Raw genomic sequence first — 16457 nt, forward strand, 5'->3', positions numbered from 1 at the left:
GATGAGCCTTTTTATCGGTTTATGCGGCTAGTTAGTCGTCGACTTCTTTGGTTAAGACTTCACCGGTTTGCGCGTTAATTTGAACATCTGTGGTTTGGCGCCCGTGTTTAACCGCGACGGTCCAGTGGGTAATGCCGACTTCTTTTTCCAGTTCCCAACTGATAGCTTGACCGCTGCCAACCGCTTTTTGCGCGATTGCAGTCACTTTTTTAAGCGATAGGAGGGATTTCAAATCTAAGCTGTCGTCTGTATCTTGATCGTCAGCTTCTAATTTTTCGGATTGTTGGTCAGAGACGGCTTTTGTTTTGGCGTTAATCCTGAGGCTGACTTCATCGGTGTCGGTGAGACCTTCAATTTCGTATAAATATTGGCCCAATGTTGTCTCTAATTCGAGATGTGTCACTTTAGCTGCGGGATATTGTTTTTGGAAAATAGCCAATGCTTCGTCAACCGGGACTTTAATCGAAGCTAGTGCAGTTGGTTGTTTGGCCGTCGATGATGCAACGGCTGATTCAGAGGTTGTTGACTGGGATTGGGTTTGGCAACCCGCCAACGTCGCTAACAGGACAGTTGTTAAACCGAGATAGATGATTTTAGGCATGGGAAACCTCACTTTTTATATTAGTATATTCTAATTATAACAAGAAGAATATACAACGTCAAAACTGAAGCGTTAATCCTAGGCTTTTGGGGAATAACTTGTATAATAAAAGACAATTTAAGGATTGGGGGTTTTTGGAATGTTAACACCAAAAACGTTACAAGTTGGGGACCGCGTAGCAATCGTTAGTTTATCAAGCGGGGTGATTGGCGAAGATTTTGCGGCGCACCAACGCCAATTAGGTGAGCAACGTTTGCGTGAATTCGGGTTAGAACCCGTTTATATGGCTAATAGCCGCAATGGACTAGCTGATTTACAGGCGTATCCAGAAAAGCGGGCGGCCGATTTGAAGCAGGCGTTTGCTGACGATACGATTAAAGGTGTTATTTGTGCGATTGGCGGGGATGATACTTATCGATTATGGCCATTTTTAATGACCGATCCGGAATTCATCGCTAACGTTCGTGACCATCCTAAAATCGTCACCGGTTTTTCAGATACGACCAATAATCATTTAATGTTTTATCGCTTAGGACTGCAAACCTATTATGGTCCGAATTTTTTAAACGATTTAGCTGAATTAGATCAACAGATGTTGCCGTACACCAAGCGGGCATTTGCGCAATATTTAACCGGTTTTTCTGGGGCGGAGATTACCTCAAGTCCGATTTGGTATGAAGAACGAACTGACTTTTCAGCTGACGCGGTTGGGACACCACGGATTAGTCATCCGGAAACCCATGGTTTTGAGGTTTTGCGTGGCAGTGGTCAGCTAACCGGTCAATTATTAGGCGGTTGTTTAGAAAGTCTGACCGACTTATTGATGGTTCCAGCGATTAAAGCCAGTGCTGAACAGTATCAAATCATGCCATCAATCGCGGAATGGCAGGCTAAAATCCTGTTCATCGAAACCAGTGAAGAGCAACCGAACCCAACCGAATACCGGGCCATGTTGCAAGCCTTAAACCAAGCTGGGATTTTGGCCGTCGTTCAAGGCATCATCGTCGGTAAACCACAAAACGAACGCTATTATGCGGACTACCAAACCGAATTATTAACGATTACTGAACCTTATCAAACGCCAATTCTGTACAACGTCAATTTTGGCCATGCTTATCCGCGTTGTGTGTTACCGTATGGGGCGGAAGTCCGGGTGGATTTAGATCAGTTAGAAATTAATATGATTGACTAGTAATTTTAGTATCGCTTTAAACTCTCATTCAAGCTGGCTTTCACCATTGCCACGAAATCGGTTGGTGCCACCACTTTCACTAGTGGTCCTTGGCTGAACAGCCACATTAAGGCGCCGCGATCATAAGCTTCAGTTTCAATCAGCACGCTACCGCGTTTTGGGTAGCGTGCTTTTATTGTGGCATTCGGGAAACGGTCGAGAGCGGCCTCGACGATCCCCCAGAATTCAAATTGAATGGTAGTCAGTTTGCCAGGCTGCATGTAATGGGTGTTCTGGCGGAGTGGACCGTCTTCGAAACGCTGCGCATAAGTCCGACTAATGACTTCATCGGCAAGATGCCAATCCTGAATCCGGTCGATACGGTAGAAAAGGTTGCTTTGATATTTAGCGTTATAGGAAATTAGATAATAATAGTACTCGGAACAAATAATTGCTTCCGGTAAAATCGTCCGTTCAACAATCTCGCCATGTTGGCGTTGGTAATGAATCGTGATGGTCTGCTTTTTAAGAATCAGTTGGCTGAATTGCCAAATTAATTGTAATAACGGTTTTTGATGATGAACGGGGATGTAATGAAATTGTTCATTTTTAATAATCGGTTCAATCGCTTGACGGTCGGCCGGTTTAATCAGTTTCAATAAGCCGGTAATTGTTTGATCGAGTTCGATTTTGGTCAACGAGCGACTCGCTAACAATACTTTAATCAGGACCAAGATTGTTTGCTTGGACAGGTCATCTTGTTGACTGGTGAGTTGGTAGCCGCCTAATCCGCGGTGATAGGCGAGTTGGTAGGGCAACTGTTGGTCAGCGATGAATTGCTTCAATTGGCTAAAATCGCGTTGAATCACTCGTGGATTGACGGCAAATTGGGCAACGAGCTCACTTTTTGTGATGAGTTGCCCATTCATTAAACTTTGGAAAATGGTGAGTTGGCGGTAAGCTGCATTCATAAGCGTCTCCTTAAAAACGAGTTATTTGTGTTGCAAAAAGCCTTAATTTGAAAGTAGATAGACTAAATGTGTCTATCAAATAGTGTAAATTAGGTTTATCGAATAAACAAGTGAATCGAGAAAGTGGGTTTTGGCGATGCTAATTGAAACTGAAATATTACAAGAATCGTATGCGGAATTATTTGAAATTGTGGATGAAGAAACGTTGTGTCAGATTTACGAAATTTATCGGGGACGACAAATCTCTTTTCCCATGCGGCTGTATGATCGACAGCGGGTTGCCCAACGGATTAAAAGTGAATATGACGGGCATAATCTAGCGGCGTTGACCAAGAAATATGATTATTCACAGCGCTGGATTCGCAAAATTCTTCAAGATTAATGATATTAACTAGTAGAAATGGTTTATAGGGTTATCATTTTTTGTTAAATGAACATAATATGGGTGTAATGTAAATGTAACAATCAAGTTCTATACTAGTAAAGGATTAAGAAGAGCAACTCAGTATAGGAGATTAATTTAAATGTCATTGAAAAAGTCAATTATGAGCGTACTTGCAATCGGAGTATTAGGAATCAGTATTTTACCAGTCGTCCCTGCGGCTGCTAGTTCAGCAACGGATGCTAAAACAGCAATTTCAGCTAATGAAAGCAGTACTGACGATTTGTTAACTCAAATCGCAACTGCTAATACTGAAAGTATCAAGCTTGATCAACAAATCAGCACGAACTCAAGCAAGATTACTGAACAAGAAACAGCAATCAAAGATGCAACGACTAAAATCGCAAGTCTTTCAGGCCAAATCGATCAAGCACAACAAGAAGTCACTAAACGGACTGCTGTCTTGAAGAGTCAATTGGTTTCTTTACAAAAGACGAGTGGCGATGCCGTTAGCGGGAATGTCTATATCGATTTCTTATTAAACTCAAATGACTTTGCTGACCTTGTATCACGTTCAATGACGGTCAATAAATTAAACCAAGCAAGTAAAACGGCTTTAGCTGATGTTAATGATGCTAAAACAAGTTTAACGACTTTAAAGAATGATCAAGAATCAACTAAGACGACATTAGTGAATACTAAAGCGAGCTTAGTAAAAGAAAAGACTAACTTAACGGATTTAAAGGCTGAAGCAAGCAAAAAAGAAGACGCCTTAAACCAAAAAATTACAGATAATAAAGATGAATTAGAAGCTTTACAAACAAAATATGATCAAGCAAACGCTGAAGAATCAGCTAAGGCTGCCGCTGCGAAAGCGGCCGTTGCATCTGCTGCTAAGACAACTGTAACAGCTAAGGCAGAAACAACAACTGATAGTAATAGTTCAGCAACTAGTGCAACACCTGCTGCTGCAACACCTGCTTCAAATGGTTCAGGGACACAATCTTCTAGCAATTCTGCTGGTAACTCATACGCTTGGGGCCAATGTACTTGGTACGTTAAATCAGTTGCATCATGGGCTGGTAACGGCTGGGGCAATGGTAACCAATGGGGCGCTTCAGCAGCTGCTGAAGGCTTCACAGTCAATAACTCACCTGCTGCTGGTGCAATTGTTAGCTTTGCTGGTGGTCAAATGGTTGGTTCATGGGCTGCTGATGGTTCATACGGTCACGTTGCTTACGTTCAATCATACAATGCCGCTAGCAACACGATTACCATCACTCAAGGTGGGATGGGCTTTGACAGCCCTGGTGGTCCTAACACCCAAACTGTCTCAGGTGCTTCAGCATTCACTTACATCCACAGATAAAATTTAAATATTAAACCAAAAAGACTTGTCAACTGACAAGTCTTTTTTTTGCGTTCATTTTGACCCAGTGGCTAGTGCTTTTTAGATAATAAAAGATGAATACTGACCGTTAAAATGAAATTAACACCATTGCGATAGATAAGGAGGAGACAGTATGAAGTATTTGATGCATCTTTTCAAATGGCTGATGTTACTGACCCTATTGGTTTCAGCGTTTGGCAATAGTTTATTGTTGTTACCCGGCAAATCACTGGCCGTTCAAGTAGAACAGCAAGTATTGCTCGATAGTCAACAATTAAAAGTTAGTGCCAGATCAGTTGAACAAGCGGATCAAGTTCATTGGGTAATTGATTATGAAAAAAGGACGACACCAAATGAACAATTCAAGTTTAAACTTAAAATACCGGTCGCGACCGAGATGGTTGAACAACCTGAATTTGAACGACAGTCTGACTGGTTAGTGGAAAAAGAATTTACATCAAGCACTAAAGGGACCATCGAATTACTGACAAATAGGGAGCCGCTGGTAGTTAATTTGCAATTAGACCAACGGGTCGATCAAAATACGACCGTCGATATATTAACCGACACGGACGCGGGACCTTACACATTAACGTTACCGCAAACAAGTTCGACTGAATCTGAAAAAGAATCAGAACGTATCGAACAGCCGATAAATCAACCTAGCCAAGTTCCAACTGCTTCGACGAGTAGTCAGGAATCGGCTAATCAAACGAGTCAAGCCATGGTTCAATCAGAAAGTGAAATTGCGGATGGGTCAAGTTTAAAAGCGACTCAATTAGTCAATGGATTACCGCGGATATTGACAGTAACGCGGGCAATCAGTGATCCGTTTCACTATACGACACATGACCAGGGGACGCATGCGACCAATGGGGTTGATCAACATCTTGGAATTGGGACGACATCGGAACTCTTAAAAAATTATCATTACGGATTAACGGAATCTGATAGCGGGATTGCCCAATATAATCTCGATGGCAGCAATCTTTCATTTAAAGATGGTTATCATGAATACGGTAGTGCCAAAAGCGGCCGGGCAAATTTAAAGAAAACAGTTCAACCCACGACAACTGCCAATCAATTTAAGGTGCAATTGGACGTAATTGGTGATGCAATTCAACCAATGCCTAAAATTGACGTCGTTTTAGTGTTAGATAAATCCGGTAGTATGAAGACAACGACCAGTTCTGGAAAAACGCGTTGGCAAGATTTAAAAGCAGCTGTGAATCAGTTTTCGGCGGGAATGTTGACGGACGATCGCGATATTCAAATTGGGTTAGCAGCGTTTGGCTCAACAGAAGGTAGCCCACGACGACCGTACGGTGAAATCGCGGCATTTGATAATAAAGCCAACCAAAATAAATTTGCCGGTTTTACAAATAATAAAACGACTTTGATGGGACACAAGTTATTGACGGAAGATATTCAAACTTCTGGAACACCGACTTTCTTAGGGGTTGATGCTGGCATTAAGTTATTAACGAACGCCGATTATGGCGCGCGGGCTGATGCTTATAAAGTATTAATCACGATTACCGACGGTGAGCCGACTTTTTCACCGAGTGATACGTATGCGGGTAATAAGACATTGGATCAGTCATTGGGGCAGTTAACGCCGACGTTTATAAATGGTAATAGTATTTTAAAAATGACTGCACAAAAGGATGATTTATACAGTGGTAATGGGACGGTGGTCAACAACCCACTAACCGTAAAATTTATTGAGGATCGGTATAAACAACAGAAAAATGCTAATTTACACCGTTACGGGATTGGGTACCATACCGGTAATACGGCCAATACAGTCGTTGGTGCATTAGGACCGGAAGGCACTTATACGGTCTCAGCGATTGCGACATTGGTGACGGCTTTACAAAATATTATTGATAAACTCATCGCGACAATTGCGGCCGCTAATGTGACGGATCCTTTAAGTGAATTTGTGAATTATGTGCCGGGTTCGCTAAAAGGAGTCAATCTCGTATTGAAAGATGGGAAGCTAACAGACGGGGCTGGAAGTGCGCAACAACCGACTATAACGTCGGGCAAAGTGGTTAAAATGGCCGATTTGCACTTAGGTGCGGATCAAAGTAGTCGACAAGGCTATCGAATAACCTATGATGTATTGTTAAAAGAAGCGTATCGTGACGGCAAGTTTTATCCGGCCAACGAAACAACTTATTTGACCAATGGTAATGGGGCTAATATGTATTTCGCAGTACCATCAATTCGGAGCATTGCACCCAAACCATACCAAATAACATTAAAAAAAGAGAATGGTTTTGGCGCAGGATTAGGGGGCGCTGAATTTAAATTGAGTACTAAGGATGGTACCCCTATTGAAACGGTAACCTCTGATAGCAACGGCGCAATTAAGTTCACGACTAACCTGCAAACAGGAGACTATCTGATTACCGAAACTAAGGCGCCGGCGGGGTATGAATTAGTGCAACAACAACCGTGGCAATTAAAAATTGGCGCCAAACAACAAGTCACGTTAACGGATGCCGCGGGTCAAACAGAGGCGTTAACCGTTGGTCCAAACGATGATTATTGGCAAATTACACCGAAAGGTCAGAATGGCGTCATCATCAATCAACACAAACCGTTTGATTTAGGTATTTTAAAACGGGATGCACTCACACAAAAAGTATTAGCGGGTGCCGAATTTACTTTATATGATACTGAGATGAAGTCACTTGCGACGTTAATAACGGACGATAATGGTCAGGGACAATTCAAGATAGATGCCACGACTGTTTATCCATTAAAGGCTGGTCAAGCTTATCATATTAAAGAAACCAAAGCACCAAACGGCTATCTTGAATCGAAAGCCATTCTAAAGGTAGTCATCGGAAAAGATGGCCAAGTAACGGTTACCAAAGACGGTCAGGCAGATACGCAAGTCAAGTTAACGGAACAGTCGATCCAATTGACGATTGATAATACGCCAGTGGGTGGTCATCTACCGGCGACCGGCGGATCAGGTTGGCGTCAATATCAATATTGGGCTGCTGGATTAATGGCTATTGCACTAATCTTAAGTGGTTATTATGGGTACCAAAAAAAACGGTCGATAGATAAAAAATAGGAGGAAACCATTATGAAGTTCAAATTAATGAAAGCATTGATGGCAACGACGCTCTTAGTTTCTAGTTTAACCGGAATTGGGGCTGTATCAGCGGCAACTGAAACCAATACCGATCAGGCACAAATCAGAATTCACAAACGGATTTTTCCGGCGGGTGAAACGTCAACGCTGACGCAAAATACGGGTGAAATCATGAACTTTGGTGGGAAAGCATTGAATGGTGCCGGTTTTAGTATCTATGATGTAACCGATGAATACTATCATAAATTAGGCGATAAACATAGTGAAACGGAAATTAATACCGTCATTTCCGAAATTCAAGACGAATCAATTAGTGCAGCTCCCGATTATGCAACTAAAATTGGCAATGAAATTACGACGGCCGGTGAAGGGGTCGCTGATTTTGCTAAGTTACCAATCCACAAGGGTGGGCAATACGCGGCGTATCTTGTTTTAGAAACAACAACGCCGGTGACGCCGACTATTACTAAAAAAGCTGTACCAATGGTCGTTGTCATGCCAGTCTATAAACCAGGAACAACCACCATTAATAGTCAGATTCATCTCTATCCTAAGAATGAAACTGACGAAGATCAAAAGGTGTTAACGAATCAAGCTAATTTTACTGAAGTTGACTTTAACGGGACTAAATATCCGAACGTGAGTAGTGGTGCTCTTTTAAACTACGCATTGACGGTTAATATTCCGGTAAATATTGCGGAAGCTAATGTCCAGTCTTTTGTTATTCAGGATGCACCTAGTAACGGGTTAGTGCTAGCTGATTTAGCAGCCGTTAAGGTGGGCGATTTAGTGCAGGGTACGGACTACACGATTGCAGCAACTAATAATGGGTTTGAGATTACTTTGAAAACGGATGCCACTAACGTTAAACAATTAGCGGGTCAAAAATTGTTAGTGACTTATCCAATGCAGTTGACGGCAAGTGTTGATCCGGATCAAGTGATTCAAAATAAAGCAACTATCAGTGTTAATAATCAACCAGGAACAGATTTAATCGTTAAAACGGTAACTGGTGGCAAAAAATTCAAGAAAATTGATGCACAAACGGATAAAGGATTAGCTGGTGCCCAGTTTGTTGTTAAAAAGGGTGATCAATTCGCGATGTTTAAACAAGGCCAAGCGGATACTTATCTATTCGATAAATGGGTTTCTGATGAAGCACAAGCGACTAAGATTAGTTCTGGGAATAATGGTCAGTTGTCGGTTGTCGGTTTAGCTAATGGTAATCACTCATTGATTGAAGTTAAGGCGCCAAATGGTTATTTGTTAAATGAGAATAATCGACCAACGAAAGATTTCACAGTGGTTGCAGGGCAATACGGGACGGAGACCATTTCATTTGAAAATATTCGCAAAGGTGGTTTTTTACCACAAACCGGTAGCATTGGTATCTACGCCTTCGTTGTAGTTGGGTTAATGCTAATGGGCGGGGCCTACTTCTGGAATCGTAAAGTAAAACGTTAATCAGGAATTAAGCCAATGAAAAAACAGGAGAAATCGCGTTTAAGTGCCAAAAAGTTAAAATGGGTGATTATTACTTTATTTATTACCGGATTGCTCATCTTTTGTTATCCCTTTGTGGTGAGTTTCGTCAATAATCAATTAGACCAGATTAGGATTGAACGGTTTCAACAAAAAATGAACCAAACCAATGGTCAGGTGCGACAGAAACGATTGCAAGCATTAAAAAAACGAAATCAAGCGTTAAAAGATTTAGGTGGTGTGCCCAAACAAGGGGAGGACCCCTTAACCGCGACGGTGGCTAAAAATGATCTTAATCGGCAGTATTTTGAAGAACGTTTATTAGGCAGTTTGTCGATTCCAAAAATCAAGAGTCAATTACCATTATTTGATCGGACCAACCCAGAATTACTCGAAAAAGGGGTGACTTTATTGCAAGGGACCTCGTATCCAATTGGTGGGCAAGATACCCATTCAGTTATTATGGGACATAATGGGTTGCCGAATCGGGTGTTACTGACTAAATTAAATCAATTAAAAAAAGGTGACCGGTTCTATATAGAGGTATTAGGTAAACAATTGGCTTACCAAGTTAAAACCAAACGAATCGTGAAACCATCGAATTTGAAAGGTTTGGAAGTGCAACCGGGTCAAGATTTAGTAACGTTGGTGACTTGTACGCCGTATACGGTCAACAGTCATCGATTGCTAGTGACCGGTTATCGAGTACCGTTGAAACAACCAACGCCAAATCAAGCCAAACAAACGACTAAGAATCAGCAATGGTATTGGTTATTGGGTAGCGTCTCAATTGGTGCGTTAGTGATTGGCGGTGGCAGCCTCATTTGGCGTCGGCGTCGTTAATTGAATAGAAATTCATCAAAAAAAGCCGAATCAGCACGATTCGGCTTTTTTGGTGAGTTTAATGACCTTGCGGTAACTGAATTAACGCATCGTGGATTCGTTGACAATCTTGAAAGGTGACTTGGCTTGTGACGGGAATCGGCGAATGATGATTAGCGGGTGGTCCGTGATGGGGATTAAAAAATAAAAGATCAGACGGTTGCTCACGATGCGGATTGGCAACGAAAGTAAAAGAAAATAAGCTTTTAAAACGTTGTTCAATGAGGGCCTGGACGACATGGTAATCATGATGGGAATCGTAGCCAAATAGACTAACTTTAAAGCACGGTGTTGGTTTCTCAAGCTTAAAAAAATGGGTCAAAAGTTCATGATAGCGAGTCGCTAGTTGTTCCATTAATAAATGGGTGGGGCGGTTTTTTTCAAAATGAATAAAAGTATGAATCGTTTGGCTGATTTGTTGGATTGGATTAGAAGTCGCCACGGGTGATTGCACATGATGTTTAGTTAGCAAAGGAAACGCAACCTGAAACCGTTTGGCGAGGATGAAGGCGTAATTAATGGCTAACAGACTTGGCAGCGCTTGGGTATCAGCCGTTAATCCTTGGACGGTGAATAAGGGGAGAATTTGCGCCTTAAAAAGATCGATTAATTGATGTTCATCTGAATCGACGATTTGATGTTGGTTTAAGGCAACGTGGTTGAATTGTTTAATCAAATAAAAATCGTCCCTAGTCTGGCTGTAACAGAGAAATAAATTGAGGTCGGTGGGGCTGAGGTTTAATTGGGCAACTAATAGTTTAAGTCGACTGGGTTTGAAACAGTTTAATAGTTGCTGGTTAACGGTTTTGTTTTCAGCGGATAAGGCGCGTTCCGTGGTTTCTTTAATGTGCATGGGTTGGCAACGTAATAGCCCGACTAAAAAGCTGTAATGGGTCAGTTGGGTTTTTGTTAAATGGATTTTTTCACCTTCAAAAAATAAGCGCAAACTAGCGGTGACCACTGTTTGTGAACTATTGGTAAACGGCCAAATCTGATAATTAAAACCGGTTCTGAAGAATTCTAGAAAATAGGCCATCAATTGAAAAGCGTTCCCGCTAAGCCGGTAGTGTCCTGTTCGTTTTTTGATTGAAAGTGCATAGGGAGCTAAGTGGTTCCGTAAAAGGGCCATTTTTTTATGGAGACAGGATTCACTGATGTAGAGTTGGTGACAAATTTCGAGGGTCGTGAGTTTAGTGGATTGCATGAGCAATAACAACAGTTGAACACTGCTGTCAGCCGCCAATAGGTGAGCGCGAATTAGCAAACTGTTCAAATGTTGATGGGGGCCAGCAATGACCAATTGATGTAAAGTTGAATGACGTTGAATTAAAGTTTGGTCAAGCCAAGTTTGGGCTAATTGATTGATTTCAGTCAGGTAGGTATTAATGAGTTTACGACTGCAGTTGAATTCTTGTGCTAAGGCGCTTTGAGTCCAACTGTTGGGTTGATCACGAATCAACGTTAGAATTTCAACTTTGATAACGGTGCGGTCGTGTAATAGCTCGCGATTAAATATCATTAAGGCCTCCAATTAATAAGTTATTAATTATAGTGTAGCATGTTTAAAAAGTGAGATGCACGAAAAACGATTATTGTTAAAGGCTGGCAACATTACATTGTGGGCAATTAAAAAAGGCGACTAGCCCGAATTGGGCAGCGTCGCCAGCATTAGTAATTAATGATTGTTGCCAATGATTATTTAGCCAATTGATAACTTTGATCGAGGTAGTGTTCCAACATTTCAAGTGGTGTATTTTGATCTAGGATAATCGTTAACCAATGAGTTTTATTCATATGATAAGCGGGGAAGAATCGTTGGTTGTCAATCAAGGTCGGCAGGATGGCAGGGTCGACCCGGACATCAAGAATTTCGACGATTTCATCGCTGTCCAAGCCAAGTTTGCGCTTAGAGACAACTAGAATGGCCGCGTACCATTTATGTGAATCACGTCGCCGTAAAACGGCATTTTGCGGCGATTTAGCCCATAGAAATTCAGGTTGGTTCGCATATTGATGGTGGGCGTAGTCCAAAAGTGCGAGTGTTGCCGGTTGGCTAAAAATCGTTGTTTGGAAGCAACTGGCCGCCAGTTGTTCAATCTGTTGACGGACAGCTTGGCGTAATTGACTGACGAACGGGCCAGTCGCTTGTTCCGATTGATAGGGTGGATAAGGTAATTCGGTTGTATTATCTGTAATTTGGGTCGTCAGTTGCTGATCGACCGTTAACAAAACAGTTAGGGTGAATTGTTGATCGAGAATGGTGGTCTGGTAACGATAATCCCCGGTCGCGGTCTGCTGAAAACCATAAGCTAGCAACTGTTCGGGACGCGTACTTTGGGTAGCGATTAAATCATTGAGAAATGTTTGATGGGTATACATAGGAAGAAACCTCCGGGGGTTAACTGAAAAAGATTGTGTCAATCAATATTTATCCCAACAGTTTTAATTTTATCTGTGGGGGTTATTTTAATCCGTTGTTTCATAATGAAGTGTACTCCTTATTTACATATTTTTTGTATTTGAATTGATAATTCGTCCTAAAAGAAAGATAAGAAAACTGTTTACTGAAATCGGCAAACAGTTTGATAAATATTTTATTATATTATCGTGTCCACTTGCCGAGGAGCGCATCATAGTTTAGTGATCCATTTAACGACCTAAACAAACTTAAGCGATTATGGTAAATATTGTCAGGATAGGGGTGTGTAATCGCTTTCATCTAAGTGGTATAGTTGGCCTAAATAAAAAAAGGAGTTGTTATCATGAAGAATTGGAAATGGGGATTGGGGTTAGGTATATTTTTATTTAGTTTAAGTTTAGGCACGCAACAATCGATTGCTCATGCAGAAAACGTTACATCCGCAGACACAACCGTCGTCAACTCGGGGGATACCGAATTAGACGGGCTTTCAGCGAATCAAATTAGTCAGTTGGAAGCGGCTGTTAATAATTCGAAGGCTGTAGACCCAAATGATAATGTTGACATTTGGAAAATTATGAGTGCGAAAACCCCTATCGAAGAACTGGGACACGAATTTTTTAAACTATTCTTTATTCGCGACTCCTTCGATATAAACCTTGGTGGTGGTGGAGATATTACAACTGCACCAGATTACGGCGGCATGGTTGAAGATCATAACTGGTTCTCACAAATCCCAACAGAAACCATTACGCGGCAATCCGACGATGGTCTTAAACTGTCGGCTAAATATATTAAAAATGGAAACTCTAAAAAAACAGCAATCATTGCACATGGTTATCACGGTTCTAATAACGACGCGGCTTCATGGGCTAAAATGTATTATGATTTAGGTTATAATATTCTCGCTCCTGATGCCCGTTCACATGGTGAAAGTGAAGGACGAATCATTACTTTTGGATGGGCCGAACGGAACGACTACAAAGGTTGGATTCAACAAATGATTGAGACAACCGGTCAAGATACCGATATCGTTTTACAAGGGGTCAGCATGGGGGCAGCGACTGTCATGATGACTGGCGGCGAAGATCTTCCAGAAAATGTTCGTGCTGTTATTGAAGATTGTGGTTACACTTCTGTTTCGGACGAAATAAGCTATCTTGGACAAAATTCAAAAGTACCTCTTGTGAATAGAACCCTACTTGAAATTCACGGTATTGATCGATTAAACGCTGCAATAAAAATTGCCAGTGATGAACTACAAGAACAAGCTGGTATAAGTATAGATGAAATGTCATCGATCAACCAAGTCAAGAAGAATACCTTACCACAGCTTTTCATTCATGGTGACAACGACGATTTTGTGCCAACAGAAATGGTTAATCCATTATTTGAGGCCTCCCCTGCCGTATACAAGAAAAAAGTTCTGATCAAAGATGGTCCCCACGGAGTTTCCATGGCGTATGATCGGTTAACCTACCATACTGAAGTTACAAATTTCGTTTATACCGTTTCAACGATGGAATTACAGGATTACATTACTAAGGGCACTAACTTAACGCCTACTGCGGGAAATCGGTTCACAGCAGAAACAAAGGCTAATCTAAAAACAGTCTTAAAAACAGCTCAAAGCGTTTTGGATAAAAAAGCAGCGGCCACACAAACAGAAGTCGATAACGTAACGCTCGATTTAAAGGCAGCGATTTCCAACGTTGTTGAAGAAGCAATTCCAACGACAACCGAATTACAAGTGGCTATTGATCAAGCTAAGGCTGCCAAAGCAAAAGATGGGTATGAATTCACCGCCGAGACGCAGCAAGCTTTAAAAGATAAATTGCAAGCCGCGGAAGCTGTTTTGGCTAACGCCAATGCCACACAAGCTGAAATTGATCAAGTAACATCTGACTTGAATACCGCTTTCAGTGCATTAAAAGAAGTAAAAACAACTCCTGCTCCAACACCAACACCTAAACCTGATACAGATAAAGATACAGACAAAAATACAGACAAAAATAAAGATAAAGATACTAACAACAAACATAATCAAGGTAATCTGCCACAAACGGGTGAAAATCAAACCCAAGAAAAAATTCTGACTGTAATCGGTGCAACTATCTTAGGATTTACTGGATTCGTTCTTTATAAAAGAAGATAGCCGCCTATACAAAAAGAATTAAGATGAATTGTAGTAACCCCAAAAGTTAGACTTTTAAGGAGTGGAGAAATCCACTCCTTTTTTGTGCGTTGAAATTTATGCGTATTTATAGGGGAAATAACCGTTATTTGTGGCTTCCTAATAAAGCGTCAAATAGCAAACTACCCCATTAAGGGCAAGCCTTTACAGGTATATAGCTATTGAGTTTATGATGAAATCCATCAATTGAGTCTGCGTTATAACATTGAAAAATGGTGCGGCGGTATTGGCGAATGAATGCAACTAATGATAGTAATACTAGAGGATAGAAGCGATTTATTTATTTGAAAACGTTTAGTGACTAGACTAACCGCTCAAATTCAGATAGAGTAGAAGTTTATAGTTTGATTTGAGGAGTCGAATATCTGAATGACAGAAAGAATGGTTTTAAGCGACAAATTATTGTATGGGGGCTTGCTTGCAGCTGCCGGTGGGTTTGATTCATACACCTATTTAGTTCACGGGGAAGTTTTTGCGGGGTTACAAACGGGGAATCTCATTCTACTAGGGACGCATCTAGGTCAAATGAAATGGGGCGTTTTATTACAACATATGACGCCGGTCTTGGCGTTTATGGTTGGGACAATTTTAACCAGGATGTTACAACATCGTTTTAAGGCTGAAGACTCGATTAATAAGCGTCAACGGATTGTTTTAGGGATTGAAGTCTTGGTTTTAACCATCGTGGCGGTGGTTTCGCCATACGTCTCTGATTTATTATCGAGCGCACTGGTATCAATGGTTGCCGCGGCACAATTACAAGAATTCCGCCAACTCAAAGGGACACCGTTTACGTCGTTAATGATGACCGGTAACGTCCGGACCTTAGCGGAAAGCTTGTACGATGGGGTTTCGAAGAAGAATCCATTAGCGATTGCCAAGGCGTGGGAGATTTTTAGAATAATGGTTAGTTTTACATTGGGGGCAGTCGTGGTCGGCTTGATGGTCGCCTGGCTAGGTGAACACACGATTATTATTTCTGCATTATGCTTGTTGGGGACACTGACGATTTTACAGTTGAACCCGCAGAAAAGTATTTAATTAAGGGTTAGAAAAGGGGTCGTATGATGATTTTTTTAAAAGGGATGTTAATTGGTTTTGCGTTTGTCGCACCGATTGGGATGCAGAATATTTTTGTTTTTAATAACGCCTTATCCAATACCACCAAGCGCGCTGTTTTGAACAGTCTGTTTATTTGGTTTTTTGACGCTTTATTTTCATTAGTGGCCTTTTACGGGATTGGCGCTTTAATTATTAAAAATGAAATGGTCAAATTAGCGATTATGGGCATTGGTGGGCTATTAATCTTGTGGATTGGCTACACGATTATTCGCAGTGCCCGAGCCGCCGTTGAATTCGGTTCGCTACAAGCCATGCCGCTTAAAAAAGTCATCTTGACGGCCTTTGTTGCCGTTTGGGGTAATCCGCAAGCGTTGATTGATGGCACCTTGATGTTGGGCGCGTTGCGCGGTGATATGACGGCGAGTCAAACATTGCCGTTTATGGTGGGTGTCTTAATGGCAACCGCTAGTTGGTTCTTTGGGATTGCGATTCTATTCAGTATTTTTAGAAATAAAGTTTCGCCGAAGTTCTTGATGTGGGTCAATCTGATCAGTGCTTTGATTATTATTGGCTACGGACTAACGTTGATCACCAAGGTTGCGTTTGTCTTATTCTAGTTGAAAAGAGTGGTCCTCAAACGAGGGACACTCTTTTTTAGTTTAACAATGCCTTATTTGTTATAAAATAAAATACGAAAATTTCAAGTTTAAGTTAGCCACTTTTAGTTACTATGTTTTAGGTCTTAGTATCTAGCTATCGAACTGAAATGAGTTGAACCCTGTTTGTTA

13 protein-coding genes are annotated in these 16457 nt (G+C 41.3%); 9 read left to right on the forward strand and 4 right to left on the reverse strand.

Annotated features, from left to right (window positions below):
* Window positions 1-31: 31 nt before the first annotated feature.
* Complete coding sequence (locus tag LFUMFP_RS01035; protein WP_025083662.1) at window positions 32-601, reverse strand: PepSY domain-containing protein; 570 nt, start codon at window positions 599-601, stop codon at window positions 32-34.
* 139 nt (window positions 602-740) lie between these two features.
* Between LFUMFP_RS01035 and LFUMFP_RS01040 the strand changes: the two genes are divergently transcribed.
* On the forward strand, window positions 741-1793 hold the full coding sequence (locus LFUMFP_RS01040; RefSeq protein ID WP_106482883.1) for a S66 family peptidase: 1053 nt from the start codon (window positions 741-743) through the stop codon (window positions 1791-1793).
* A gap of 5 nt (window positions 1794-1798) precedes the next feature.
* On the opposite strand, the gene LFUMFP_RS01045 is transcribed toward LFUMFP_RS01040, so the two are convergent.
* Window positions 1799-2743 carry a helix-turn-helix transcriptional regulator gene (locus LFUMFP_RS01045; protein WP_106482884.1) on the reverse strand — a complete coding sequence of 315 codons (945 nt, stop codon included), beginning with the start codon at window positions 2741-2743 and terminating at the stop codon, window positions 1799-1801.
* A 136-nt stretch (window positions 2744-2879) separates the two neighbouring features.
* Here LFUMFP_RS01045 and LFUMFP_RS01050 point away from each other — a divergent pair, with 136 nt between their 5' ends.
* From LFUMFP_RS01050 to LFUMFP_RS01070, 5 genes are all read left to right on the forward strand, one after another.
* Entirely contained in the window at window positions 2880-3125 is a 246-nt protein-coding gene (locus LFUMFP_RS01050; protein WP_025083664.1) for a Mor transcription activator family protein, read from the forward strand.
* A gap of 142 nt (window positions 3126-3267) precedes the next feature.
* Window positions 3268-4494, forward strand: a complete 1227-nt coding sequence (locus LFUMFP_RS01055; protein ID WP_106482885.1) for a CHAP domain-containing protein — start codon at window positions 3268-3270, stop codon at window positions 4492-4494.
* A 154-nt stretch (window positions 4495-4648) separates the two neighbouring features.
* Complete coding sequence (locus tag LFUMFP_RS01060) at window positions 4649-7609, forward strand: vWA domain-containing protein (RefSeq protein WP_056950266.1); 2961 nt, start codon at window positions 4649-4651, stop codon at window positions 7607-7609.
* Between the two features lie 12 nt (window positions 7610-7621).
* On the forward strand, window positions 7622-9094 hold the full coding sequence (locus tag LFUMFP_RS01065) for a SpaH/EbpB family LPXTG-anchored major pilin (protein WP_106482886.1): 1473 nt from the start codon (window positions 7622-7624) through the stop codon (window positions 9092-9094).
* Window positions 9095-9109: 15 nt separating this feature from the next.
* Window positions 9110-9955, forward strand: a complete 846-nt coding sequence (locus tag LFUMFP_RS01070; RefSeq protein ID WP_106482887.1) for a class C sortase — start codon at window positions 9110-9112, stop codon at window positions 9953-9955.
* A 58-nt stretch (window positions 9956-10013) separates the two neighbouring features.
* Here LFUMFP_RS01070 and LFUMFP_RS01075 read toward each other — a convergent pair whose 3' ends face one another.
* Together LFUMFP_RS01075 and LFUMFP_RS01080 are read right to left on the reverse strand one after the other, a co-directional pair.
* Window positions 10014-11513, reverse strand: coding sequence for a helix-turn-helix domain-containing protein (locus LFUMFP_RS01075; protein WP_106482888.1), 1500 nt, complete (start codon window positions 11511-11513; stop codon window positions 10014-10016).
* 176 nt (window positions 11514-11689) lie between these two features.
* The gene (locus tag LFUMFP_RS01080; RefSeq protein WP_106482889.1) at window positions 11690-12373 is read right to left on the reverse strand and encodes an MmcQ/YjbR family DNA-binding protein; all 684 of its coding nucleotides are present in this window, start codon (window positions 12371-12373) and stop codon (window positions 11690-11692) included.
* Between the two features lie 383 nt (window positions 12374-12756).
* Here LFUMFP_RS01080 and LFUMFP_RS01085 point away from each other — a divergent pair, with 383 nt between their 5' ends.
* The 3 genes from LFUMFP_RS01085 (at window position 12757) to LFUMFP_RS01095 (ending at window position 16286) form a co-directional block, all read left to right on the forward strand.
* Window positions 12757-14568 (forward strand): alpha/beta fold hydrolase, encoded by a 1812-nt coding sequence (locus LFUMFP_RS01085; RefSeq protein ID WP_106482890.1) that lies wholly within the window; start codon window positions 12757-12759, stop codon window positions 14566-14568.
* A 408-nt stretch (window positions 14569-14976) separates the two neighbouring features.
* Complete coding sequence (locus LFUMFP_RS01090; RefSeq protein WP_106482891.1) at window positions 14977-15648, forward strand: YoaK family protein; 672 nt, start codon at window positions 14977-14979, stop codon at window positions 15646-15648.
* 26 nt (window positions 15649-15674) lie between these two features.
* Window positions 15675-16286, forward strand: a complete 612-nt coding sequence (locus tag LFUMFP_RS01095; protein WP_106482892.1) for a LysE/ArgO family amino acid transporter — start codon at window positions 15675-15677, stop codon at window positions 16284-16286.
* The last annotated feature ends 171 nt before the right edge of the window (window positions 16287-16457 follow it).

Source organism: Latilactobacillus fuchuensis, from assembly GCF_900258455.1.
Classification (GTDB): Bacteria; Bacillota; Bacilli; order Lactobacillales; family Lactobacillaceae; genus Latilactobacillus; species Latilactobacillus fuchuensis.